The 25,613-nt window shown below is 46.6% G+C and carries 24 protein-coding genes and 1 pseudogene; 20 read left to right on the top strand and 5 right to left on the bottom strand.

Translation table 11 applies throughout. The annotated features are described in order from the left end of the window. Nucleotides 1-78 precede the first annotated feature (78 nt). A complete protein-coding gene (locus FZD51_RS22055; RefSeq protein WP_148976715.1) occupies nt 79-477 on the top strand; it encodes a YhcU family protein in 399 nt (132 codons plus the stop codon). A gap of 760 nt (nt 478-1,237) precedes the next feature. Here the strand turns inward: FZD51_RS22055 and FZD51_RS22050 are convergent. Then, entirely contained in the window at nt 1,238-1,708 is a 471-nt protein-coding gene (locus tag FZD51_RS22050; RefSeq protein ID WP_009795059.1) for a thioredoxin family protein, read from the bottom strand. Nucleotide 1,709: 1 nt separating this feature from the next. Next, the gene (locus FZD51_RS22045; RefSeq protein ID WP_148976714.1) at nt 1,710-2,147 is read right to left on the bottom strand and encodes a disulfide oxidoreductase; all 438 of its coding nucleotides are present in this window, start codon (nt 2,145-2,147) and stop codon (nt 1,710-1,712) included. 235 nt (nt 2,148-2,382) lie between these two features. Between FZD51_RS22045 and FZD51_RS22040 the strand changes: the two genes are divergently transcribed. The 7 genes from FZD51_RS22040 (at nt 2,383) to FZD51_RS22010 (ending at nt 10,355) form a co-directional block, all read left to right on the top strand. After that, entirely contained in the window at nt 2,383-2,931 is a 549-nt protein-coding gene (locus tag FZD51_RS22040; protein ID WP_148976713.1) for a Rossmann-fold NAD(P)-binding domain-containing protein, read from the top strand. Between the two features lie 48 nt (nt 2,932-2,979). Next, on the top strand, nt 2,980-4,518 hold the full coding sequence (locus tag FZD51_RS22035; protein WP_148976712.1) for a carbon-nitrogen hydrolase family protein: 1,539 nt from the start codon (nt 2,980-2,982) through the stop codon (nt 4,516-4,518). 226 nt (nt 4,519-4,744) lie between these two features. Continuing rightward, nucleotides 4,745-6,499: a phospho-sugar mutase gene (locus FZD51_RS22030; protein ID WP_148976711.1), complete on the top strand. Its 1,755-nt coding sequence runs from the start codon at nt 4,745-4,747 to the stop codon at nt 6,497-6,499. Between the two features lie 165 nt (nt 6,500-6,664). After that, nucleotides 6,665-7,783, top strand: a complete 1,119-nt coding sequence (locus tag FZD51_RS22025) for a GAF domain-containing sensor histidine kinase (RefSeq protein WP_148976710.1) — start codon at nt 6,665-6,667, stop codon at nt 7,781-7,783. Between the two features lie 11 nt (nt 7,784-7,794). Continuing rightward, nucleotides 7,795-8,430: a response regulator gene (locus FZD51_RS22020; RefSeq protein WP_148950897.1), complete on the top strand. Its 636-nt coding sequence runs from the start codon at nt 7,795-7,797 to the stop codon at nt 8,428-8,430. A 146-nt stretch (nt 8,431-8,576) separates the two neighbouring features. Further along, the gene (locus tag FZD51_RS22015) at nt 8,577-9,107 is read left to right on the top strand and encodes an NADPH-dependent FMN reductase (protein WP_148976709.1); all 531 of its coding nucleotides are present in this window, start codon (nt 8,577-8,579) and stop codon (nt 9,105-9,107) included. A 9-nt stretch (nt 9,108-9,116) separates the two neighbouring features. Continuing rightward, on the top strand, nt 9,117-10,355 hold the full coding sequence (locus FZD51_RS22010) for an MFS transporter (RefSeq protein WP_148976708.1): 1,239 nt from the start codon (nt 9,117-9,119) through the stop codon (nt 10,353-10,355). A 207-nt stretch (nt 10,356-10,562) separates the two neighbouring features. Here the strand turns inward: FZD51_RS22010 and FZD51_RS22005 are convergent, their stop codons facing one another. Next, the gene (locus FZD51_RS22005; RefSeq protein ID WP_148976707.1) at nt 10,563-10,811 is read right to left on the bottom strand and encodes a YhdB family protein; all 249 of its coding nucleotides are present in this window, start codon (nt 10,809-10,811) and stop codon (nt 10,563-10,565) included. 210 nt (nt 10,812-11,021) lie between these two features. Between FZD51_RS22005 and FZD51_RS22000 the strand changes: the two genes are divergently transcribed. The 6 genes and pseudogenes from FZD51_RS22000 (at nt 11,022) to arsC (ending at nt 15,685) form a co-directional block, all read left to right on the top strand. Then, on the top strand, nt 11,022-11,342 hold the full coding sequence (locus tag FZD51_RS22000) for a DUF3889 domain-containing protein (RefSeq protein WP_148976706.1): 321 nt from the start codon (nt 11,022-11,024) through the stop codon (nt 11,340-11,342). 98 nt (nt 11,343-11,440) lie between these two features. Next, on the top strand, nt 11,441-12,856 hold the full coding sequence (locus FZD51_RS21995; protein WP_148976784.1) for a SpoVR family protein: 1,416 nt from the start codon (nt 11,441-11,443) through the stop codon (nt 12,854-12,856). A gap of 149 nt (nt 12,857-13,005) precedes the next feature. Continuing rightward, a complete protein-coding gene (locus tag FZD51_RS21990) occupies nt 13,006-13,278 on the top strand; it encodes a hypothetical protein (RefSeq protein ID WP_262381053.1) in 273 nt (90 codons plus the stop codon). 305 nt (nt 13,279-13,583) lie between these two features. Further along, nucleotides 13,584-13,928 carry an ArsR/SmtB family transcription factor gene (locus FZD51_RS21985; protein WP_148976704.1) on the top strand — a complete coding sequence of 115 codons (345 nt, stop codon included), beginning with the start codon at nt 13,584-13,586 and terminating at the stop codon, nt 13,926-13,928. A gap of 15 nt (nt 13,929-13,943) precedes the next feature. Then, a pseudogene (locus FZD51_RS21980) lies at nt 13,944-15,238 on the top strand (arsenic transporter). A 27-nt stretch (nt 15,239-15,265) separates the two neighbouring features. Further along, the gene (gene arsC / locus FZD51_RS21975; protein WP_148976703.1) at nt 15,266-15,685 is read left to right on the top strand and encodes an arsenate reductase (thioredoxin); all 420 of its coding nucleotides are present in this window, start codon (nt 15,266-15,268) and stop codon (nt 15,683-15,685) included. Nucleotides 15,686-15,801: 116 nt separating this feature from the next. Here arsC and FZD51_RS21965 read toward each other — a convergent pair whose 3' ends face one another. Further along, nucleotides 15,802-16,293 (bottom strand): PCYCGC motif-containing (lipo)protein, encoded by a 492-nt coding sequence (locus FZD51_RS21965; protein ID WP_276528732.1) that lies wholly within the window; start codon nt 16,291-16,293, stop codon nt 15,802-15,804. Nucleotides 16,294-16,521: 228 nt separating this feature from the next. Here FZD51_RS21965 and FZD51_RS21960 point away from each other — a divergent pair, with 228 nt between their 5' ends. The 5 genes from FZD51_RS21960 (at nt 16,522) to FZD51_RS21940 (ending at nt 21,234) form a co-directional block, all read left to right on the top strand. Continuing rightward, nucleotides 16,522-16,887 carry an ArsR/SmtB family transcription factor gene (locus tag FZD51_RS21960; RefSeq protein ID WP_009795078.1) on the top strand — a complete coding sequence of 122 codons (366 nt, stop codon included), beginning with the start codon at nt 16,522-16,524 and terminating at the stop codon, nt 16,885-16,887. Continuing rightward, complete coding sequence (locus FZD51_RS21955; protein ID WP_148976702.1) at nt 16,884-19,019, top strand: heavy metal translocating P-type ATPase; 2,136 nt, start codon at nt 16,884-16,886, stop codon at nt 19,017-19,019. The genes FZD51_RS21960 and FZD51_RS21955 overlap by 4 nt, the downstream gene beginning before the upstream one ends. A gap of 140 nt (nt 19,020-19,159) precedes the next feature. After that, nucleotides 19,160-20,119 (top strand): thioredoxin-disulfide reductase, encoded by a 960-nt coding sequence (trxB, locus tag FZD51_RS21950; RefSeq protein WP_148976701.1) that lies wholly within the window; start codon nt 19,160-19,162, stop codon nt 20,117-20,119. 129 nt (nt 20,120-20,248) lie between these two features. Continuing rightward, nucleotides 20,249-20,443 carry a hypothetical protein gene (locus FZD51_RS21945; protein WP_009795082.1) on the top strand — a complete coding sequence of 65 codons (195 nt, stop codon included), beginning with the start codon at nt 20,249-20,251 and terminating at the stop codon, nt 20,441-20,443. A gap of 386 nt (nt 20,444-20,829) precedes the next feature. After that, entirely contained in the window at nt 20,830-21,234 is a 405-nt protein-coding gene (locus tag FZD51_RS21940; RefSeq protein WP_148976700.1) for a hypothetical protein, read from the top strand. Nucleotides 21,235-21,341: 107 nt separating this feature from the next. Here the strand turns inward: FZD51_RS21940 and FZD51_RS21935 are convergent, their stop codons facing one another. Beyond that, on the bottom strand, nt 21,342-22,208 hold the full coding sequence (locus FZD51_RS21935) for a TetR/AcrR family transcriptional regulator (protein WP_148976699.1): 867 nt from the start codon (nt 22,206-22,208) through the stop codon (nt 21,342-21,344). A gap of 206 nt (nt 22,209-22,414) precedes the next feature. Between FZD51_RS21935 and FZD51_RS21930 the strand changes: the two genes are divergently transcribed. After that, complete coding sequence (locus FZD51_RS21930; protein WP_148976698.1) at nt 22,415-25,597, top strand: efflux RND transporter permease subunit; 3,183 nt, start codon at nt 22,415-22,417, stop codon at nt 25,595-25,597. Nucleotides 25,598-25,613: the final 16 nt, after the last annotated feature.

Raw genomic sequence — 25,613 nt, 5'->3', positions numbered from 1 at the left:
CTTAGAGATTCGGCTGATATGTTATTCTAGGATTATATGTTACGAAATGATTACAAGGATTACAAAGGTGGGTTTTCAGTGAAAGTAGTTTTTGCATCGACTCCTAACCAGGAAGAGAGGATCAGGGAACTGGTAGATTATTTTTATACATCTATTTTTCCTGCTTATTTTTCAGATGAGGATATTAAAGAGTTTGAAAAGCTGAAGGTGCTGCATACTTCAACCAGGCATTTTGAATATTTCGGGACTTTGAAGGAAGCATTTCAGGTGATCGCCAGCCTGCAGACGCTGATTTCTATCCTGGAATCTTCTGATCCGGAAAGCCGATATGAGGGCATCTTTCAGAAGAATGTACATATCCTGAAAGATTTCGGATTATTCTTTCCTTTCGGCTTCAGCTCTTTTATTGATGCAAAAGAGCTGAAGGGTGATATGTTTAGTGTGTATACGAAAGCGGCGAATGAGCTTTTGGTTTAAAATGGGGGAGAAATAGTGTGTTTGAAGAACGGGAAGGAGCGGGGGTGCTTCTTGCCGTTTTTTCATAGTGTTGTATTTAATATGGGGCTGTTGGTTTGCGTTCCGGGCACTTCGCTTTCCGCGGGGCGGCGCTGAGCCTCCTCACGCTTGCGCGCTGCGGGGTCTCAGCTTTGCCGCTATCTCCCGCAGGAGTCTGCGTGCCCTCCACTCCAACCAACAGGGACGTTGAGAGTTTTGCAGCTCCTGCTGACTTTAATAGGGTAGTCCAGACAATGGTTTCTAGTTCTAATCCTATTTAAAATCAAAAAGATTTTATTAGATTTGCGCTATAACCAAGGCTGTTGATCTGCACTCCAGGCACTTCGCTTTCCGCGGGGCGGAGTTGAGCCTCCTCGCGCTTGCGCGCTGCGGGGTCTCAACATTTCCGCTGCAATCCCGCAGGAGTCTGCGTGCCTTCCGTTCCGATCAACAGGGCTTTTTAAACTTTTGGTGCAATTCTGCAAAGTTTGAATCCCCTTTTTATAAGCACAGGAAAAATAAAGTCTTCATAAGGTATAAACCCGCTGATTATTGGGCATCCTGCCTAATAACCAGCTCCTCCGTAATGCAGCTCTGATTCAGGGATGTTTGTAATTGCAGACATTCCTGCCGGATTAACCTGCGATGTTACGAGTAGGGGCTTGTTTTACTAACTTAAAACTTTTAAGGTCTTGTGACATACAATAAAAAAACGGGAAGGAGCGATCCTTCCCGTTTTTTCTTATTTAGAATTCTCGTTAAACCATTCTTCGAATACTTCTTTGTCTTGTGAACCTGTGATTCTGTTTGTTTCTTTGCCGTCTTTGTATTGGACGATTGTTGGTGTTTCGTTTATGTTGTAATTGTCCCAGCCGTTTTCGAATTCCCATAAGTTGAATTGGACAAGGTCGACTCCCATTTCATCTGCCAGCGGGGCGACAACAGGGGTTGTCCTTTGGCAGTGCGGGCATGTAGGGCTGAAGAAGTAGACGGTTGCGTCTTCTCCTGCTTCAAGCTTTTTCTCCAGTTCATCCGGGAGAATGATGTTCTGGTAGTTTGGATCATCGAGCTGGTCGATTGTTTCAGACTTCAGATTCTCTGTTCCGTATGGGTTATTGCCGGATACCTTTTCTTTATTCTGCATACTGGTGAGCACTGCCACACCTGCAAATAGTGCGATGATAATAACTAAAAATATGATGACTTTCTTCAAATCACACTGCCTCCTTTGTTTTTTTCCAGATGATCAAGCTTGTTATAAAGATAATGATAAAAGCTGTAAGCGCAAGCAGGGGAATCGTAATGAATCCCAGCCAGTTGATATATTGCCCTGTGCATGGGACCCTCCCGCAGGAAAGGGCATTTTCGCCAAGGAATGAGACCTTCTGTATAGAATAATGATAAATAGATATGCATGCACCGGCAGCGGAGAGGATCATTGTATAAAAGCTGATTTTAAAGTCTTTTTTAATCACAGCGATCCCGAGTATGACGGCGAGGGGGTACATGGCGATGCGCTGGTACCAGCAGAGTGCGCAGGGCTCATAATGGCGGACTTCAGAAAAATAGAGGCTTCCGAACATCGCCAGGATGGAGGCTGCCCAGGCAAGGAATAAAAGGTTTTCCCTCGGATCTTGTTTTGGCTTATCCATATGCTTCTCCTTTAATTGGTTTATGGTGAAATTATAAAGAGATTCTCCGGACTTGTAAATTCCCTTGAATTAAAGACACCTAATCTTCACATTTTTGCAGTCTTCAGGACAGCATGAGTGCAGATGTGCAGGCCTATGCTGTTACGGCAGCCGGAAATTCCTTCTTTCATTCTACCATTGATGCAGGGGCGAGCATCAGTCCTAATATGATCCTATCTGTAAAAGGAGTATTAATATGAAAAAACATGCGTTAGTCATTGGCGGAACGGGTATGTTAAAAAGAGTGATTGAATCACTCTGCAAAGAAGGATTCCATGTCAGTGCAATGGGCAGAAGCCATGATCATTTTGCAAAAATGATGGAAGAAATTTCAGCGCCTGCAGAGGTTTCTTTTATACAGGCAGACTATTACAATCCCGTCCAGTTCCAGGAAGCCTTGATCAAAGCTGTTCGGGACCGGGGGATGTTCGATTTGGCCGCCGTTTGGATGAGAAGCGATGCTTCGGACAGCTTCCAGTGGCTTTTGCAGTACATAGCGAAAGATGACAAGTTTACAGAGCTGTATGAAATTAAAGGCAGCCATGCTTCAAGGGAGCCTTTCAAAGGCCTGGACACTTCCTCTCTCAAGTGGATGAGGATTATTCTTGTATTCCGTTTTGAAAGGGAAAAGGCCAGATGGCTTACCCATGAGGAAATTTCTGAGGGGGTGCTGAAGGCAATCAGCCTGAAAGCATCCTTATTCACAGCGGGCGTGACGGAGCCTTGGGAAAAAAGGCCCTCATAGTGTAAATGCCATTAACATGCAGCGCGAATAAGAGGAGATGCAGACCGTATGTCAAAATTGGATTTGAAAAAGTTTGAGAAAAAAATGATTATCCGCAATACAAGGGCTGAAGATATTGATAAAATCATAGCCCTTCAGGAGGTGTGCTTTCCAGGGATGGATCCGTGGAAGCGGGAGCATCTGGAGAGCCATCTGGAAGTCTTCCCGGAGGGCCAGTTTGTCGCAGAATATGATGGCGATATCATCGGGTCCTGTTCCAGCCTGATCATCAATTTCGATGAATATGATGACAGGCATTCGTGGAGCGATGTGACGGATAATGGCTATATTACGAACCATAATCAGGATGGGTATAATTTATACGGCATCGAGGTGATGGTGCACCCGGATTTCCGCCGCATGAAAATCGGCTACCGCCTGTATGAGGCACGGAAAGAACTGGTGCGGCAGATGAACCTGAAAAGCATCATCATTGGCGGCAGGATCCCGAACTACCATAAATATGCCGGGGAAATGAGCCCGCGCGAGTATGTAAGCGAGGTATCCCGCCATAAAATTTATGATCCGGTCCTCTCATTCCAGCTCCTGAATGAGTTCACTCTCATGCGGATCAATCCCAATTATCTGCCTGATGATGTCCAGTCCAATAAATATGCGACCCTGATGGAATGGAATAATGTCGACTACCTGCCAACAACGAAAAGATTCTATAAAACAAGCTATCCAGTGAGGATCTGTGTGGTTCAGTATATGATGAGGCAAATCAGCTCATTTGAGGATTTTGCAAACCAGGTGGAATATTTTACAGACGTCGCCTCAGATGCAGGGGCCGATTTTGCGGTTTTCCCTGAGATATTCACCACGCAGCTGATGTCATTCCTTGATGAAAAGTCACCCAGCCTTGCAGTGCGGAGGGTCACAGAGTATACAGAAGAATATATCGAGCTGTTTACCGATCTGGCTGTCAGATATAATGTCAATATCATCGGCGGCTCCCATTTCGTCAAAGAGGATGATGATGAAATCTATAATATTGCCTATCTGTTCCGGAGAGATGGCACGATTGAAAAGCAATATAAGCTCCATATCACCCCGAATGAGCGTAAATGGTGGGGGATCAGCCGCGGGGATGAAGTGAAGGTATTCGATACAGACTGCGGAAGGATTGCGATCCAGATCTGCTATGATATTGAATTCCCTGAGCTTGCCAGGATCGCAGCAGATAAAGGTGCAAAGATTATTTTTACCCCGTTTTGTACAGAAGACCGCCAAGGCTATCTGCGTGTCAAGTACTGTGCACAGGCAAGAGCGGTCGAAAATCAAATCTACACGGTCATTTCGGGAACGGTCGGGAACTTGCCGCAAACGGAGAATATGGATATCCAATATGCGCAGTCAGGAATTTTTGCGCCGTCGGACTTTGAGTTTGCAAGGGACGGCATCGTCGGAGAGACCAATCCCAATATCGAAATGGTGCTTATCGGGGATGTGGACCTTGAAATCCTCAGGCGCCAGCGCCAGGACGGGACAGTCCGCCAGCTGAAGGACCGGCGCCATGATATCTATAAGATTCATTACAAAAAATAACATCAGCAGCCTGCCTTTCACTGGCAGGCCTTTTTCTATATAATATAATTGCAGAAAATTGTCGTGAAAGCTCGAAAGGTTTCAGGAGGTAATTCACGGGCCGCAGCAGAATGTATAAAATAAACAGTCCCTGTGAAGGGATGAATAAGTACATAACAGAAAAGCAGAATAAGCGCACATGCTTTACTGCAATCAGCCTGTTGAGAGGCAGCCGGGAGGTAAAGAGATGGACTGGAAACAAAAAGCGGAAAAATGGCTTGGGTATGCAAATATGGACAGCAGCCTGCAGCAGGAGCTGGCAGAGCTTCGCTTGGATGACAGCAGGATGGAGGATGCCTTCTATAAAGATCTGGAATTCGGCACAGGCGGCATGAGGGGAGAAATCGGCCCCGGCACGAATCGAATGAACATCTATACGGTCAGGAAGGCAGCAGCCGGCCTTGCTGCTTATATTGAAACATACGGGGCAGAAGCTAAGCAAAGAGGAGCGGCAATCGCTTACGATTCGCGCTATATGTCAAGGGAGTTTGCAATGGAGACGGCTAAAACGCTGGCCACGCGCGGAATCCGTGCCTATGTCTTCAAAGATTTGAGGCCTACGCCTGAGTTATCCTTTGCCGTCCGTTATCTGCAGGCATTTGCCGGTGTTGTGATCACCGCAAGCCATAATCCGCCTGAGTATAATGGCTATAAGGTATACGGCGAGGATGGCGCACAGCTGCCTCCTGAAAGCGCAGACATGGTCATCGAAAAAGTGAATGAAATTGAAAATGAATTGCTGATAGACGCAGCAGATGAAAAAACAATGCTGGAGCAGGGGCTCATTACAATGATCGGGGAGGAAGTGGACCAGGCTTATCAGGAAAAGCTCAAAACCATTTCTGAAAATCCCGCCCTTGGCAGTGAATCGGACATAAAAGTCGTATTCACCCCGCTGCATGGCACCGCCGGCAAGCCAGTGCAGGACATACTGGCAGCAATGGATTACAGGCATGTTTATACCGTTGAAGAGCAGGCTGTTCCAGACCCGGGCTTCTCAACTGTCAAAAGCCCGAATCCGGAAGAGCATGCCGCATTTGAACTCGCAATCAAGCTTGGCAATGAGGTCGGGGCAGATCTTCTGATTGCAACAGATCCTGACGCAGACAGGCTTGGAATCGCAGTCAAGGATGACAGAGGGGAATATACCGTTCTGACCGGGAACCAGACCGGTGCCATTCTGCTTCACTATATTCTGAATGAGAAGAAAGCAAAGGGAACGCTTCCTTCCAATGGAGCGATGCTGAAAACGATTGTTACATCGGAACTGGGTGCAAAAATTGCCGGGTCCCATGATGTAGAGGTCATGGATGTGCTTACGGGCTTTAAATTCATCGCTGAGAAAATCAATGCTTTCTATAAAGATAACAGCTACAAATTCCTGTTCGGCTACGAAGAGAGCTATGGCTATCTGATCGGCGATTTTGCCCGTGATAAAGATGCCGTCCAGGCGGCCCTTCTGGCGACAGAAGCATGCGCTTTCTACAAGAAAAAGGGTATGTCGCTGTACGATGCATTGATGGCTATTTACAAGGAATATGGCTATTATCTGGAAGGGCTCAGATCTCTTACCCTTAAAGGGAAGCAGGGGGCCGAGCTGATCCAGGAAACGCTGGCTTCCTTCCGCAGAGATCCGATTGAAGTTCTGGGTGAATGGAAGGTCCTGAGGATGGAGGATTATCTTACAGGCCTTGCAAAGCCGGCCACAGGCGAGGAAGTACCAATCGGCCTGCCAAAGTCAAATGTCATCAAGTATCTTTTTGAGGACGGTTCATGGATCTGCCTGCGCCCTTCCGGAACAGAGCCGAAGATCAAATTCTATTTCGGAGTCAACAGCGCAGGGCTCGAAGAGAGCAGGGAAAAGCTGGCTAAGCTTGAAAACGAGTTCATGAATCTGATTGATGAAAAAATGAAAAAGCTGGAAGAGGCCAAGAAGGCCTGACCAAAGGAAAGGCGGCCGTTCTGCAGAGCAGAATCCGCCTTTTCTTCTGCGCGTTTTTAACAAAGAAGCTGCAACTTTAGCCGCAGACGCTCCTCATCCAAAATGCGTAGGCCGAACAGTTCATGAAGCTTTATAATAAAGAGAGTAAAAATGGGAGGCACGAGGATGACTAAGGAAGACCGGCTTTCTGAAGTGAAAATATTAAAAGAAATCGCAGAGCTTCTCAATGAGGGGACGGATATAAAGGCAGTTCTGCCGGAGGTGCTGAAGAAGCTGCTTGAAGTGACAAACCTGGAAACAGGCTGGATCTTTCTCATTGATGGGGAGGGCAGGTATAATCTAGCCGCAAAAGAGAGGCTTCCGCAGGCCTTGTCTTTAAATCATTATGCGCCAATGTGCCAGGGAGGATGCTGGTGTGTCGACAGATTCAATAGTGGCAAGCTGAATAAGGCGACCAATATTATCGGCTGCAAGCGGATTGAAGATGCGATTGAAGAGGGGCGCGGAGATACGAATGGGCTGACCCACCATGCCAGTGTCCCCTTGAGGGCAGGGGACGAGAGGTTTGGCATCCTTAATATCGGTTCCCCTTACAAAACCAGATTCTCTGATGGGGAGCTGGCATTGTTGGAATCAGTTGCGTTTCAAATAGGCACGGCCCTTAAAAGGATCGCGCTGACCCAGAGAGAGCAGGAAACGGCTCTTACGGCTGAAAGGAACCGGCTTGCAAGAGACTTGCATGACTCTGTCAATCAGCTGCTGTTTTCGGTGAATTTAACGGCAAGGGGCGGAATGGAAATGGCCGAGGGGGCTGAAGTGAAGGAAACATTTTCTTACATACAAGATCTTGCCCAGGAGGCGCTCAGCGAGATGAGGGCGCTGATCTGGCAGCTCCGCCCGCGAGGCCTTGAGAACGGGCTTGTCAGCGCCCTCAAGAATTACGGCCAGATGCTCGGCCTGCAGGTTGAGGCAGAAGTCAAAGGGGTCATAGCCCTCCCGGGGAAAATTGAAGAAGCATTATGGAGAATGGGGCAGGAAGCCTTCGGAAACTGCAAGAAGCACTCAGGCCAGGATATGGTGCGGCTTTTTGTGGAGGCAGACAGCAGCAGAGTCACGATGATCATAAAGGATGCAGGCTGCGGATTTTACTACGATATTGACAAAGGCCTGCCTACCATGGGACTGAACAGTATGAAGGCAAGGACTGAAATGCTTAGCGGCAGTTTCTCTATGAAAACAGCGCCCGGCCAAGGGACTGAAGTACAGATAAGCATACCAATTTAAGGGGGATTATGATGAAAGTGCGCGTGCTGGTGGCTGATGACCACCATGTTGTCAGAAGGGGTCTGATTTTTTTCCTTAAGACGCAGAAGGAGATTGAAATTGCGGGGGAGGCAAAGGACGGGCTTGAGGCTGTTGAGCAGACAGGGAGATTAAAGCCGGATATTGTCCTTATGGACCTGGATATGCCGAACATGAATGGGATAGAGGCAACAAGGATGATCAAACAGAAATACCCGGAAACAAAGGTTCTGATGCTGACCAGCTTTTCCGATCAGGACCATGTCATTCCGGCGCTTGAGGCCGGAGCTTCCGGATACCAGCTGAAGGATATTGAACCGGATGAGCTTGTCAAGGCGATTGTCCAGGTTACGCAAGGGGAAAATCAGCTGCATCCAAAGGCAACCTCACACCTGCTGTCACATCTGTCCAATAAGGATAAAAAGAAAAGCCCGATAGATGAACTGACAAAAAGGGAACTCGATGTATTGAAGGAGATAGCGAAAGGGAAAAGCAACAAAGAAATCGCTGCCTCCCTTTTTATCACAGAGAAAACGGTCAAGACCCATGTATCCAATCTGCTGTCCAAGCTCGAGATTTCTGACCGGACGCAGGCAGCGCTGCTGGCTGTGAGGGAGAAGCTTGTATAAACGGCTCCATCCAAAGTTGTAGGTGCCTGAATTTTCAGTTAGACTAATTATGTATGTAACATTAAAACAAAGCGACGATTTCCGCGGTACAGTCTCTCCCTATAATAAGAACATAGAGAAGCTACAGAAAAGGAGAGAGAACTAGCATGAAAATTGCAGTATTTAGCGGAAGTCCACGAAAAAAGGGCAGGACAGGAATCGCTGCCCGGTATATTGCCAAGAAGTACGGAGCAGACCTGATTGATTTAAGCCTGGGGGAAATCCCCCTGTACAGCGGGGAGCAGCACCAGTACGAGCTGACGTCTGTAAAGGAGCTGCGCCAGAGGGCTGCAGAGGCTGACGGGATCGTTCTTGCTTCACCTGAATACCACAGTGCCATGAGCGGGGTGCTGAAAAACGCCCTTGATTTCCTGAGCAGCGATCAGTTCGCCCATAAGCCGGTCGCACTGCTGGCTGTATCCGGCGGCGGAAAAGGGGGCATCAATGCCCTGAATAATATGAGGACTGTCGGCAGAGGGGTCTATGCAAATGTGATCCCAAAACAGCTGGTGCTTGATCCTCATTGCTTTGATTATGATAATGACGGGCTGAACGAGGAGCCGGCAGCTCTCGTCGATCAGCTGATGGATGAACTGAAGCTTTATGTAAACGGCTATGTCCAGATGAAAGGCAAGTAAGGAAAAAGCATGAATAGATTGTACCGCGATCGTCGCTTCTGCTTTATTGTTGCTGCCAATATTCTTTCTTCCATCGGGTCGGGGATTACCATGATTGCCATTCCCTGGCTGCTTGCATCCGGTGAAAACGGCGGGAAGGTCTTCGGCTATGCAGCCATAGCCATGACCATCATCAATTTTGCTGTTACACCGTTTTTTGGGCAGCTGATTGACCGCTTTTCCCGTAAAAGGATTCTTTTGTTCGGGGAAGGAGCAGGCTTTATCATCATCGCTGCTTTTTCCGCAGCCGGCTATTTTGGACTCGATTATGAAACTGTTCATCTAATCATTCTGTACGGGGCTGGAAGCCTTTATTATACATTGTTTTATCCCGCCATCTTTGCATTCAACCAGGAAATTTTCGACCCTTCCCACTATAGAAGGCTCAATGGCGCAATGGAGATCCAGGGCCAGCTTTCAAGTGTGGCAGCGGGGGCGCTTGCAGCGGCCATCATATCCTCTGTCCCTCTTGAGCGGCTGCTGCTGATTGATGCTTTGACCTATCTGGGAGCATTTGGGCTGTTTTGGCTGATTCCTTATACCTCAGGAGAAAATTCTGTTAAACAGCAGGGGAAAATAAAAGCTGTAGGCGGTCTCCTGTTTCTTAAAGAGAGTCCGGTGCTGTTTGTCTTCTTGTTTGCTTCCATGATGCCTTTTATTGGCGTCATGGTGACCAATTATCTGTTCCCTGTTTATATCGCGGATATTCTGCAGGCTGATGCTTCGGTATATGGAACCCAAAGCATGATTTATGGGATAGGAGCCGCATTCGCCGGGCTCGCTGTTCCGGCCATCGCTTCCCGGTGGGGCAATGAAAAATCGATGATCCTGACGATCGGTGCTTATACTGCAGCCATTTCGGTCATTGTTTTTATAAAAGATGTTCCTGTCTTCTTGTCCTTAGCGATCGTCCTTGCCTTTGGCAATGCTGGAACAAGAGTGGCCAGGAATGCACTGATGATGGAAAGGGTGCCGAATCATCTGATCGGCAGGACAGACAGCCTGTTCCGGTCCATGGGGCTTTTAATCCGGACGGTGCTGCTGGTTGTTTTTACCGGGCTGTCAGGAGCCCCCAGCATAGCTTTCAGTTTTTATATTCTATCCTTCCTGCTTATTTTTTCCTTCGCAGCGGCTGTTATAGCAGGAAAGCTGCTCCAGGAAGGACAGCCGGGGAAAACAATAGGGGAAGCAAAGGAAAACACGGCCTGAATGACCGTGTTTTTTTGTTGCTTAGGAATTTATTAATTGTAAGTCTTGTGGATATTTATCAAATCTTGATCAACGTCCAGCTCCAGCGCCTACCCCCTCGAGGTCACAAGCCAAACCTCCCAAAAAGGCAAAGAACGCCTTTCCGGGAGATTCGTCTTGTGCTTGTCGGGGGTGACCAAGGCGCTTGCGCTTTTGTTCGTGGAATCCTTATATGGACAGAGGCTCCTTGAAAAGGCTCTCCTCTGAAATTTCGTTTGCATGATCGATATATCTCAGCAAAGAATACAAATGCTTTTCAATCATGGAATAATCTTTTTCAAAGTTATACGCATGCAGGAAATGCTCGATTTTCTTTGAAAGGAACTGGTCCTGGGTTCTGACCATTAATATCAGGAGATTATCCCATTCTGAACGGTGTGTGTAGTACAGCGCCCGGTCATAATCGACTTTATTCATCTGGCTCACCCTCCTATGTTGAGGAGATGATATTAGTTTGCGCCCTTCAGTACAGAATTCTCTCAGCAAATCTTGGTCTTCCTGATACAGCGCTTCTTTCATCTTTTACCTGTATAGAACAAGCAGTGCAGGATACTTCTCTGCAGTAATTGACCATGCATAAAGGGAGCCGTTCTGAAGAAAGCTAATGAAAAAGATGGAGGATTGAAAATGAAAAAACATTTCCTTTCTGTGCTGCTTTTTGGATTTTTATTATCAGCACTTGCTTCTCCGGCAGCCCTGGCTGTGCAGAAGCCGGATTATGAAAAATTCGGCCGCATAGCGACTTCCGTGATCAAAGAGGATTATCCCGGGGAAGAAGTCGTCGACTACCAGTACCAGGGGCGCCAGGCATTGTCAGAGAATACGGCAGCAGACTTATTCGAGTTTCAGGTAAAAGAAGGCCAGAAAACGAAGACAGTTGTCGTAAGGGTGTCGCATGACACTGTCAATGACAAATTGATCAGCTTGTCAGTGGAAGAGAAAAAGTAGCGCACAACGGGACTCTGGATGCAGAGTCCCTTTTTATTGATTCATCAATCCCGTCCTTCTCTCATAAATTGAGATAAGAAGATGAAGGAGGAGAGATGATGAGAGACACCGACCGCAAAGGCCTGGAGCATGCCATACAGGAAATAACCGAGATTGCCACGGGTTTCGGCTTGGATTTTTATCCGATGCGGTATGAAATATGCCCTGCCGATATCATTTATACATTTGGCGCCTACGGGATGCCCACACGATTTTCCCACTGGAGCTTTGGCAAGCAGTTTTATAAAATGAAGCTTCATTATGACCTTGGCCTGTCAAAAATATATGAGCTTGTCATCAATTCAGATCCCTGCTACGCGTTTCTGCTTGACTCGAATTCACTGATCCAGAATAAACTGATTGTAGCCCACGTCCTGGCCCACTGCGACTTTTTCAAGAACAATATCCGTTTCCAGAATACAAAAAGGGATATGGTGGAGAGCATGTCTGCAACAGCAGAAAGGATCCGCCAGTATGAAATCGAGCATGGGAAGCATGAGGTGGAAACCTTCCTGGATGCTGTGCTTGCCATTGAGGAGCATATCGATCCAAGCCTGATGCGCCCGAAGCTTGCCTGGAGCTCGGAAGACCTTGAATATGAGGAAGAGGAAGCGCCGGCTGCGACTCCTTACGATGATCTCTGGAATCTGGACAGCAGGAGCAAAAAGAAGCCTGAGAAGAAAAAGAAAACGAAGAAAATTCCGCCGCAGCCCGAGAAGGACCTACTGCTGTTTATTGAATCATACAGCCGGGAGCTCTCAGACTGGCAGCGGGATATACTGACGATGATGCGTGAGGAAATGCTGTATTTCTGGCCGCAGCTGGAAACGAAAATCATGAACGAAGGCTGGGCTTCCTACTGGCATCAAAGAATTCTTCGGGAATTGGATCTGACCAGCGATGAATCGATTGAATTTGCGAAGCTGAACGCAGGGGTGGTGCAGCCTTCGCGGACAAATATCAATCCATATTATCTTGGCCTGAAAATTTTTGAGGATATTGAAGACCGCTATGACAATCCTACAGAGGAAATGAAAAAGCGGGGCGTCCAGAGCGGGTCCGGCAGGGAAAAGATGTTTGAGGTGCGCGAAGTTGAATCAGATATCTCCTTCCTGCGCAATTACCTGACAAAAGATCTTGTCATGCGGGAGGATATGTATCTGTTCCAGAAGCAGGGCAAGGATTACAAGATCGTCGACAAAGGCTGGGAAGAGGTCAGGGACCAGCTTGTCAGCATGAGGGTCAATGGCGGATTCCCATACTTAACGGTCGCAGATGGAGACTATCTGAAAAACGGGGAGCTGTACTTAAAGCACGGATTTGAAGGAATTGAACTGGATCTGAAGTATCTTGAGAAAGTGCTTCCTTACGTTCATCAGCTCTGGGGGCGCAATGTCAATCTCGAAACGATCGTTGAGGGCAAACAAATGCTGTTTACCTATGACGGGAAAGGGATACACAGGAAATATTTGTAGAGATAAAAAAGAAACCGGGGAGCCGTTCGGCTTCCTTTTCTTTTGTGCAAAATCATTTTAAAAAAGGATTTACAGGGGAATTAAACGAAATGTGCTTCTAAGAAGATAAATGGAGGTACAGATCCATGAGGAAGAGGAGCTTATCTATTTTGGGAGCTGCAGTGTTATTGGCTGTTTTATTTTACATGACCAATCCTTCAAAACAGGATTATCTGGCATTTAGTGAAAAGCAAACTGGAGAACCGCTTCCAGCAATCGTTAAAGTAGAGAGAACGAATTTTCTTTTTTTCTCTTTTTATACGCCAAATGTCCACCATGAACAGGGTATCACATATTTGGGGATATTCAGCGGTTTTCATCAGGTAACTGATGGTCAATTTGATGATCCATGGTGGATGAAGTTGCTTGATTTTTTCAAGTGAAATCTATTTGCATGTCATTTCTTTTTTCTGGGCCTCCATAAGGCGGAGGAAAGCATATTGGACAAAAATCCTATGAAACGAAAAAAGGCTTCTAATAACTCCATCAATATCAGCTCCATTGAATAGATCCGTTTATAAAAGGGTATGAAAGCTATCGGAAATTGAGCACATCAACACCTTTTTGTCTTAATTGAATAATTGCAAACCTAAGGTTTCACCAAAAAAAAGCGGAAACCCATTGCTTTTGATATATAAGCATACTATTATATAAGCAATTGGTTATATTATAACTGGAGGTGTTCAACTTGGAGGAAGTCAAGGCAGACCTTGATAAAGCAGCAGGCATCCTAAAATTATTAGGCGATAAAACCCGCCTTACGATGGTGAAGATGCTCGACACCAATGATTATTGTGTCTGTGAATTTACCGGGATTTTTCAAATGAGCCAGCCTGCTGTCAGCCAGCACCTTAGAAAACTCAAGGATGCCGGGATTGTGAAAGAGGCCAGGAGAGGACAGTGGATCATCTACTCCCTCAATAAGGAAAGTGATTTTTATCCTTTCATTGCGAGCCTTCTCCAGCATCTCCCCAGCCAGGATTATAAACTAAAAGAACTTGAGGAACAGGGGCTCAGGATTTCCTGTGACTAATAGGGGGACAGCAGTTTGACATCGGTCATATTAGCAGCATTGATATTTTTATTTACGCTGATCCTGGTCATTTGGCAGCCAAAAGGCCTGTCAATTGGCTGGTCGGCATGCGGGGGCGCGATTCTCGCCCTGATTGCAGGCGTTGTAGACTTCGGGGATGTACTGGATGTTACATCAATCGTCTGGAATGCAACTCTGGCTTTTATTGCAATCATTATCATCTCACTCATCCTGGATGAGATTGGGTTCTTTGAGTGGTCTGCCCTTCATATGGCAAGGGCAGCGAAGGGCAGCGGCGTCCGCATGTTTATCTATATCAGCATTCTCGGGGCCCTGGTGGCAGCCTTTTTTGCGAACGATGGAGCCGCACTCATCTTGACACCGATTGTCCTGGCAATGGTCCGGAATCTGAACTTGAATGAGAAGATGGTGTTCCCTTTCATCATCAGCAGCGGTTTATAGCGGACACGACCTCCTTGCCCTTAGTTGTGAGCAATTTGGTGAATATCGTTTCAGCCGACTTTTTCGGCATCGGGTTTGCGGAGTTTGCATCAAGGATGATCATTCCGAATTTCTTTTCACTGGGAGCCAGCATCCTGGTCTTATATCTTTTCTTTAGAAAAAGCATTCCGAAACAATATGATCTTTCCCAGTTAAAGGAACCGGCTGAAGCAATTAAAGACCAGAGGATGTTCCGGCTATCATGGATTGTACTGGCTGTTTTACTGGCCGGCTATTTTGCCAGCGAATTTATAGGAGTACCGGTATCCTTTATTGCCGGCATCATTGCCATCTTTTTTCTGCTTATGGCAAGGAGGAGCCCGGCCGTACAGACCAAAACGGTCATCAAGGGGGCTCCGTGGGCCATCGTTTTCTTTTCGATCGGCATGTATGTCGTTGTCTACGGACTGCGGAATGCCGGGCTGACAGATGTACTGGCTGATGTGATTCAATTGGCGGCTGATCAAGGCCTATTCGCAGCAACGATCGGAATGGGCTTTATTGCCGCCATTCTCTCATCTGTCATGAACAACATGCCAACCGTCATGATTGACGCCCTGGCAATTGCAGATACTGATACCAGCGGAACCATCAGGGAGGCACTCATTTATGCGAATGTCATCGGTTCGGATCTTGGACCTAAGATCACGCCGATCGGGTCGCTCGCTACGCTTCTTTGGCTTCATGTATTATCCCTGAAAGGAGTCAGGATTTCCTGGGGAACCTATTTCAAGACAGGGATCATCCTGACCATCCCGACCTTGTTTATTACATTGGCCGGCTTATATATCTGGCTGCTCATACTTTAATATTAAACAACAAAGGAGACCTGACATATGTCTAAAAAAACAATTTATTTTCTATGCACCGGAAACTCATGCAGAAGCCAGATGGCTGAAGGGTGGGCCAAAAAATACTTAGGCGAGGACTGGAACGTATATAGTGCGGGTATCGAAGCGCACGGACTGAATCCAAGTGCAGTAAAAGCTATGAAGGAAGCAGACATTGATATTTCCAGCCAGACATCAGATATCATCGACACGGAAATCCTCAATAATGCTGACCTCGTCATTACACTTTGCGGCGATGCAGCAGATAAATGCCCAATGACTCCTCCTCATGTAAAACGCGAGCACTGGGGCTTTGATGACCCTGCCAAAGCGGAAGGAACAGACGAGGAAAAATGGGCATTTTTCCAGCGCGTGCGTGACGAGATAGGAGATCGCATCAAAATATTCAGCGAAACTGGCGTTTGAGTCAAGCGGAGGTTTTGGCGAAATGTAATAATGAAGGCAGCTCCTGTTAAAATGCAAAAATAGAAAGCACACATCTGCAGTTTCAGATGTGTGCTTTTCTTTTGCCATCAAAGCTTTTACACTTCAGGAATCGGGGTAGGAGTAGATTCAATCCCCGTCCCTTTATATTTCTCATCGATCATAGTACGGATATCCTTAAGAGGTGTCCCTTTATTAAACTCTGATTTAGCCTCACGGGCTATGTCTACACAGACCCCTCAGCCAAAGCCCATTGTATCAAGGGAAACGGTGCTGCCGCTGACACTGTCAACAAAGCAATTGGTATTGCTTTCGTGGCCATCTTCCTCGTAGCAGCCGCAATAGCATGGCATATAATTAAGTACCTCGGGATGCTCGACTGCAAACTGATAAGCTTCCAGTATTTCCGGGCTGTCTGTGTAAGTGGTCACGGCCGCCCAATCATTGCTTCCCAGGGTATAAGTTAATTCTGGAGCACCCTGATCCTTATGTTCATCTGAATGGCCTGCATGTGAGGAATCCTCCTCTGCAGAAGAACATCCTGCCGCAAGCGTGATAGCAGCAAGAATCGGAAAAATAGATCTCTTCATCGAACCTCCCTCTCTCTTTAAATCTTCTTTTACTATGCTAGCATACAAAAAAACCTCTCAATGAAACAATCCTTATTGAACAAATGTCAGAAAGGATTTTTGCTTTTTCAAAAAATAGACACATACTTCACAGAAATTTTCCCGGAACATTCAAACAATTATTTGACCGTTTGCCAATAATTGCATAAACTAATAATCAAATACATGTTTGAATGTTGAGGTGAAGCTATGAAGCAGAATGACATTTGTGAAGTAAAATGTGTGGATGAAGTAAAAGTTAAACGTATAAAGAAAAGCATTGAAAAAGAAAATACACAGGCAGTTGCGCAAATATTCAAAGCGCTGTCCGATGATACCAGGGTCAAGATTGCTCTTTCCCTTTGCCATGAACAGGAGCTGTGCGTATGTGATGTAGCCAATATTGTCGGCAGTACGACTGCTACAGCCTCCCACCACTTGCGCCTGCTGCGCAATCTTGGTTTGGCAAAATACCGCAAAGAAGGCAAGCTCGTTTATTATTCCCTGGATGATGAGCATGTGAAGCAGCTGATACGGATTGCCTTCGAACATCAAAAGGAGGTGGCCGGCCAATGAGTGAGTCTTTGGGGAAATCTATTGATAAAACGGTCTATAGAGTGCAGGGCTTTTCCTGAGCAGGCTGTGCAGCTAAGTTCGAAAAGAACGTAAAACACCTGGATGGTGTTTCTAATGCAAATGTAAACTTTGGCGCTTCAAAACTGACTGTATACGGAGACGCCACGATTAAGGAACTGGAAAAGGCCGGTGCCTTTGAAAACCTGCGGATCATCCCTGAGAATCAGCGGTTTGAAGAAAAGAAAGAGCCTTTTTGGCAAAAGCATTCTTATGTTATAGCTTCCTTCGTCCTGCTGATTATCGGCTGGGCAGCTGGACACATGAACGGCGAGGAAAGTTTGTTCTCTGCCCTGGCGTACGCAGCTTCAATAGCAATCGGCGGCTGCCGTCTTTTTATTACAGGCTTAAAAAACCTTTTCCGCCTCCAGTTTGATATGAGGACGCTGATGACCATAGCGGTCATTGGTGCAGCATTTATAGGTGAATGGGGGGAAGGGGCCACTGTTGTCATATTATTTGCCATCAGTGAGGCCCTGGAAACCTATTCAATGGATAAAGCACGCCAGTCGATCCGGACGCTGATGGATATAGCCCCTAGGGAAGCGCTGATCCGCAGGGGAAATCAGGAACTGATGGTTGAGGTGGAGGATATCCAGCTTGGCGATATCATGATAGTAAAGCCAGGCCAGAAAATTGCGATGGATGGAACAGTGGATAAAGGCTTATCTTCTGTTAATCAAGCTGCCATTACGGGTGAATCTGTCCCTGTGTCAAAAACAAAGGGAGATGAAGTATTCGCTGGGACGATAAATGAAGAAGGTGTCCTTGAAATTAAGGTGACCAAGCGCGTAGAAGATACAACAATTGCCAAAATCATTCATCTTGTTGAAGAAGCCCAGGCCGAAAGAGCCCCTTCACAGGCATTTGTCGACAGATTTGCCAAGTACTACACACCAATTATTATAGTGGTGGCATTCGGTGCGGCAGTTGTTCCGCCTCTATTTTTTGGTGCTGATTGGAGCGAATGGATCTACCAGGGGTTGGCAGTGCTGGTGGTTGGCTGTCCGTGTGCCCTGGTCATTTCAACTCCGGTTGCCATTGTGACGGCGATTGGCAATGCTGCTAAAAATGGAGTACTGATCAAAGGCGGAATCCATCTGGAGGAGATGGGGGGCATAAAAGCCCTGGCATTCGATAAAACAGGGACCCTCACAAAAGGGAGTCCCGCTGTTACAGATTTTATCCCTTCTCCAGGGACTGACTCCAAACAGCTGCTTTCTGCTGTGGCTGCCCTTGAGAACGGCTCCCGGCATCCATTGGCATCAGCCATCATGAAAAAAGCGGAGCAGGAAGGGCTGGACTATGAAAACATTGAAGTGCAGGACTTTGCCTCCATCACGGGAAAAGGAATTAAAGGCAAGATAGGTGGTGAAACCTGCTATGTCGGCAGTCCCAATCTTTTTGATGAAGTACTGCAGAATGGAATACCTGAAGAATTAAGAACGGTGATACTGGACCTGCAAAACCAGGGCAAGACAGTGATGGCAGCAGGAACTCCAGCTGGAATAATGGGAGTGATTGCTGTTGCAGATGTGCTGAGGGAAAATAGCAGGGATGTCATTCAAAAGCTTCATGCATTAGGAATTGAGAAAACTATTATGCTGACAGGTGATAATCATGGAACGGCAAAAGCCATTGGAGTCCAAGCGGGGGTAACCGACATCAAAGCCGAATTGCTGCCTGCAGACAAACTTTCCTATATCAAAGACTTGCGGGAGAAATATAAACGTGCCGGCATGGTGGGAGACGGTGTGAATGATGCACCTGCACTGGCTGCTTCAACGGTTGGGATTGCCATGGGAGGCGCTGGTACGGATACAGCTCTTGAAACGGCTGATATTGCACTGATGGCTGATGACCTCGGGAAGCTGCCTTTTACGGTTAAGCTGAGCAGAAAAGCAATGACGATCATCAAGCAGAACATTACATTCTCGCTGGGCATTAAGCTTGTGGCCCTGCTGCTCGTCATTCCCGGCTGGCTTACTTTATGGATTGCCATCTTTGCTGATATGGGCGCAACATTGATTGTCACGCTGAATGGGCTGCGGCTTTTAAGAATAAGGGACAAATAGATCTGCAGGAAGCTTCCCAAGTCATGGGGGAAGCTTCCTTTTTTACAGGGAAGTGTCAAGTGGCCAGTTGCAGGTGCCTGTTATAAATAAGGATGAAAAGGGTACGGAACAATAGAAACTGTTATTGGAGGTTGATCATAATGGAAAAGGTAGTAATTCTTGGAACTGGACCTGCCGGCCTGACTGCAGCAATCTATTTGGCCCGTGCCAATATGAATCCGGTAATCATTGAGGGCGATCAGCCTGGAGGACAGCTGACACTGACGACAGAGGTCGAGAACTTCCCGGGCTTCACCGATGGAATCATGGGTCCTGAGCTGATGGAAAATATGAGGAAGCAGGCTGAACGCTTTGGTGCAGTCTTTAAGAGAGGATGGGTGACAGAAGCAGATTTTTCAAAAAAGCCGTTCAGGATGAAGGCAGACGGTATTGGAGAAATAGAAGCAGAATCAGTCATTCTTTCAACCGGCGCCTCTGCCAAGCTTTTAAACATTCCCGGCGAGAAAGACAATATAGGCAAGGGAGTCAGCACCTGTGCCACTTGTGATGGGTTCTTTTTCCGCGGGAAAAAGGTCCTGATCATCGGCGGCGGGGACTCTGCCATGGAAGAAGCCAACTTCCTTACTAAATTTGCTGACAATGTAACCATTGTCCACCGCAGAGATGAGCTGCGGGCTTCAAAGATTATGCAGGACAGGGCCAGGGAAAATCAGAAAATCAGCTGGAAACTGAACAGGACTCCTGTAGAGGTCCTATCAGAAACTGATAAGGTGACCGGCCTTAAAGTGCAATATAATGAAACCGGAGAGGAAGAAGTCCTGGAAACAGACGGCATTTTTGTTGCCATCGGCCACAGGCCCAACACAGGATTCCTCGGCAGCCAGATCGACCTGGATGAGTCTGGCTATATCACTGTAAAGCCTGGCACGACAGAGACCAATATCAAAGGTGTATTTGCCTGCGGCGATGTCCAGGATAAAAGGTACAGGCAGGCCATCACAGCGGCAGGAACCGGCTGCATGGCGGCCCTTGACGCAGAAAGATATCTGGAAGGTGACGCCATCCTTGATTGGAGCGAAACCCTCAACCAGGGCCAGTAGAAGATTTTGCCTTTAAAAATGCTGGGAAATCAGCTATAAATCAACAGGGAAAAGGCAGGATAAAAGATGGATGCGTTATTTTATGAACCTGCTATAATGAGTGAAAAATCATTATTAGGGTGGTTTTGCATGGGAAATACAAGCTGCAGATATGTCATCAATGCTTCAGGAAAAAGCGGTGAAATGTATCATACAACATGCGAAAATAAGATGGAAGTCAAAAGATGGATCGAGGAAAACCAGGAAAAGATCCTGGCAGACAGAATAAAAGTGACTGACAAGAAAAAACGTCCTTTTTCCGGGCTTCTGTTTTTTATAAAATAATCATCCAGGGGGTGCCGCGATTGCCGCGGCATTCTTTTTTTGTATAAAGTTTTGTAAACTGGTGAATATAATAGCATGGTGCCTGTAGCTCAATGCAAAGAGCAGCCGGTTTTTACTACTGTGAAAAATTGTGCATTTTGCGGGTTGAAATCCCGCCAGGTCCATTGAAGCCGCATCCCTTTGGGGGTGCGGCTTTTCTGCCGGAAGCTAATCAAATGAAAATTTTAAAAAAGCTATTTTTCAAATTGACATTGAGAATCAATATCAATTATAATGAACTTAATGATATTGATAATCAATATCACTTAAAGCGGGACTGACCTGCCAAACCCCCTCTGCAGTCCCGCTTTAATACATATCTAAAATTATTGATAGGAGGGACTGATATGAATCATCAGTTTGCGGTATTGGAAGCTTTCAGGCATGAATATCCTGTCTGCAGGGCATGCTGTGCGGCTAAGGCGCCTGGACCGCTCGATCTGAAAAAGGGCGATGTTCTGTCCATAACGTGTGAGAAAAAGTATGTTGACCTTCTGGGATGGTTTTTTTTAATCGATATTAACGGAGAGCGGCAGGTATATATGTCTATATCCGACTTGGAAGATTATTATTTAACCGGAAAGATATGCTCTTTCTTTGACCTGGCATTAAAGATCAACCATTTGAGCTATAAAGTCAATCAGTCCCTGGACTGCAGAAATAAAAAAGAGTTTGGTATGTATTCTGAACAGCTGAGGCAATGGAAGGAATTCCAGGAGTCCGTTTACGGGAAAGATAAAGAAAAAGTATAAAGGCAGGAAGATGCGTCATTGATGCATTCTCCTGCCTTTTTTTTATAAAGCCTTTTCGGGGTTTGAGTCAATGCTCTTACACAGTCCTCCCAGCATGATCCGATCCATCACAAGTTTATATGGAAATGCGCTGCAATCACAGAAATATAGGAATCAAATTCCTGGATTCCCTTGAAGTTGGACAACATGCCCTGGATAACCGGAACTCTTGGGCTGCTGCTCAAAATTTCCGCTTCCAGCACTTCCATGGACACTGCCAGATCTTCTTTATGCCTTCCTGACAACGCTTCCTTTTTCATGCTTTTCACCGCCGAATTTAAATTACCCTTGTGCCCGGCAAGCATTTCTTTGGCTGCTTCCAGCAGAGCTGCATTTTTTTCCTCAGAGATGATCGGCTCTTCCTCAAGGATGCCGCCGACAATGCTGTCCATCCTTCGCATGATATACTCTGCAACCCCATCTGCTTTAAAGTTTTCAGGATCATGCATGAGAATTTTAAAGAACGGGTGGAACATGCCTTCAATCATCATGGAGAGATCCCAAAGATATGGAGTGATTTTTTCTCCATAGATGGAAGACAGGCCTGTCCTGTAAAATTGGTGGACCTCTATGATCCGTGCGAATATTAGTTCCTTCAGCTCTTCATCCCTTGGCAGTGCCTGCTCCCGGGTGAGCATGATCATAAAGTCTTTATGAGTGGCAAATGTATTGAAAAGGGAACTCAGCTGGCTGATGAATTTATCGCGGGGCTCCAGGTCCCTGTTTTCAAACACATAAATTTCTGCATGCAATTCATCAAAGCTGCTGTTGAAAATAGCATGCAGGAGTTCTTCCTTTGACTTGAAATAAAGATAGAAAGCTCCCTTCGATATGCCTGTATCATTGACGATTTCCTGGATGGAGGTTGAGCTGAAGCCCTTTTTGGCAAATAATTTTTTAGCGGTATCAAGTATCAGTTTTTCTTTTTCCTTCAATATTAAAAACCTCCTGTCTAGGTTTCTTAAAGCCATTTATAGAAGCTGCAGCGTGCTGCTGCAGGTCACAATATCGCCACATTTTAAACCCATGGTAAAACTTGACGTATGACCGGTCAGTCAGTTATGCTAGGCACTGGAGTGACCAGTCAGTCACATCATAATACAAAAAGTCAATTAAATCAATTATAGCAAGGAGAGGAAGTATGAAAAGCATTATCCAGTTTTCCCTGAAGAACAAATTTGCTGTCTGGCTTCTGACGATTATTATTACGGCAGCAGGCTTGTATTCCGGGCTGAACATGAAAATGGAAACCATCCCGAGCATTTCGACCCCGCTTGTTTCGGTGATGACGGTCTACCCGGGTGCCACTCCTGAACAGGTAGCAGATGAAATATCAGAACCGATTGAAAAGAGGGTTCAAAATCTTGAGGGAGTGTCAGTGGTAAGCTCTTCTTCATTCCAGAACGCTTCATCGGTTCAGATACAATACAATTTTGATAAAGATATGGATAAAGCGCAGGATGAAGTGAAGGAAGCGCTGGACAGCATTGAATTTCCAGACGGTGCCCAGGAGCCGGGTGTTTCCCGCCTCAGCCTTGATGCATTCCCAATCATGTCCCTGAGCATCTCTGATGAGAAAAAATCTCTGCCTGAGCTGACTAAAACGGCTGAAGAACAGGTTGTGCCTGCGATTGAAGGAATAGAAGGAGTTTCTTCTGTCCAGATATCCGGCCAGCAGCTTCAGGAAGCCCAGCTTACATTTGACCAGGAAAAGATGGCGGAATTTGGGCTTGATGAAGAAACAGTCAAGAACATCATCAAAGGTTCTGATGTTTCATTCCCGCTCGGATTATATACATTTGAAAACACTGAAAAATCGGTTGTTATTGATGGAAATATTTCTACAATAGATGACTTGAAACAGCTGAAGATTCCGGCTGTTCCGCAGGGAGCCGGCCAGCAGGCCCAGGGTGCTCCGTCTGAAAGCGGCCAGCAGGCTGCAGGACAGCAGCAGGGTGCTGCACCGGGTGCAGGTGCACAGCAGGGCGCAGGCCAGGCTGGTGCAGCAGCGGGAATTCCGACTGTTGAGCTTCAGGATATCGCCACTATTGAAGTGGTCGGCAAAGCCGAATCGATTTCAAGGACTAATGGAGAAACATCAATCGGCGTACAGATTGTTAAAGCGGCCGATGCCAATACAGTTGAAGTTGTCAATGATGTAAAGGCCCAGCTTTCAGAGCTTGAAAAAGACATTGATGGCCTGAAGGTAACGCCGATTTTTGACCAGGGAGAGCCGATCGAAGAATCTGTAGAGACGATGCTGAGCAAAGCTGTGTTTGGGGCCATTTTTGCGATGGTCATCATCCTTCTGTTCCTGCGCAATTTCAGGACGACAATCATATCGGTCATTTCAATCCCATTGTCGCTGCTTATTGCAATACTTCTGCTGAAACAGATGGATATCACGCTGAACATTATGACTTTGGGTGCCATGACGGTTGCCATCGGCCGTGTAATCGATGATTCAATTGTCGTCATTGAAAATATTTTCCGCCGCATGAGCCTTAAAGGTGAAGAACTGTCAGGACGGGAACTGATTGTTTCGGCAACAAAAGAAATGTTTATGCCGATCCTGTCTTCGACCATTGTCACCATTGCGGTATTCCTCCCGCTTGGACTGGTTAAAGGCACGGTTGGGGAACTCTTCCTTCCGTTCGCTCTTACCGTGGTATTTGCCTTGCTTGCATCGCTGCTTGTAGCGATTACGATTGTGCCGATGATGGCCCATACGTTCTTTAAGAACGGATTGCCGGCCAAGCATCAGCATCAGGATGAAGAAAAGCCCGGCAAGCTTGCTTCAGGCTACCGGAAGGTCCTTAACTGGGCATTGAACCATAAAATCATCACCTCGGGGATTGCCGTGCTGATGCTGGTCGGAAGCTTGTTCCTTGTACCAGTAATCGGCGTCTCTTTCCTGCCTGCCGATGAGCAGAAAATGGTGATTGCCACATATAAACCAGAGCCGGGCCAGACACTTGAAGAGGTAGAAGAAATTGCCGGCCGCGCAGAAGAAATGCTTCTCGACAGAGACGGAGTGAAAAACCTGCAGTTCTCTGTGGGCGGAGAAAATCCGATGAACCCCGGCCAGTCCAATTCCGCTATGTTCTTTGTAGAATATGAAGACAGCACAGAGAATTTTGATAAAGAAAAAGAAGATGTGATTGAAGAGCTGAAAGGTATGGCCGATAAAGGAGAGTGGGGAAGCCAGGACTTCTCCGGGATGGGTTCAAGCAGTTCGCTTTCCATGCAGGTATACGGAGAGAGCATGGATGATATTGAGCCGGTCATCTCCGAACTTGAAGGCATCTTTAAAGACAATGATTCTTTGACAAATGTTAAAACAAGCATCTCAGATACGTATGACGAATACACGCTCGTAGCTGACCAGGAGAAATTGAGCAGCCTGGGACTGTCTGCAGCACAGATCGGCATGGGACTTTCCAACACAGGCCAGCGCCAGGTGCTGACAACAATCGATTACGATAACGAAGAAGTCAACGTATATGTAGAGATGGAAGCAGAATCTTACCAGAATATTGATGATCTTACAGATAAAACAATTCAATCTCCTTTGGGGATAGAAGTGCCGATTAGAGATGTAGTCGAAGTCCAGGAAGGAACGACTTCCGATACGATTACAAGGCAGGACGGCCGGATTTACGCTAATGTCAGCGGAGAGATTACAGCAAAGGATGTTGCAAAAGTTTCTGCAGATGTGAAAGCGGAAGCTGATAAGCTCGATCTGCCTTCCAATGTTGAAATTTCAATGGGCGGTGTAACGGAGGATATCAATGAATCCTTTACACAGCTTGGGCTTGCGATGCTTGCTGCCATTGCGATCGTATATCTCGTCCTGGTCATTACTTTTGGCGGAGGGCTTGCGCCATTTGCCATCCTGTTCTCACTGCCGTTCACGATTATCGGAGCTCTTGTCGGGCTATTGATTGCCGGTGAGACCTTGAGCGTATCTGCCATGATCGGGGCATTGATGCTGATCGGAATTGTTGTGACAAATGCAATCGTTCTGATTGACCGCGTCATCCATAAAGAACAGGAAGGCCTGCCGACTCGGGAAGCGCTTCTGGAAGCAGCAGGCACAAGGCTCCGTCCGATCCTGATGACAGCCATCGCAACCATCGGTGCATTGGCGCCGCTGGCTGTAGGGCTTGAAGGAAGCGGCCTGATCTCCAAAGGGCTCGGTGTGACCGTAATAGGCGGACTCACAAGCTCCACGCTTCTTACATTGCTGATTGTGCCGATTGTGTATGAGAGCTTAATGAAGCTGAAGAGAAGAGGAAAAAAGAAAACAGCAGCTGCTGAATAAGCAGACTGAAGAGGCA

This window comes from Bacillus infantis, from assembly GCF_008180445.1.
GTDB classification, from domain to species: Bacteria; Bacillota; Bacilli; order Bacillales; family Cytobacillaceae; genus Bacillus_AB; species Bacillus_AB infantis_B.
Note: the sequence above shows the minus strand (reverse complement) of the source record. Positions and strands in the feature narration are given on the sequence as shown.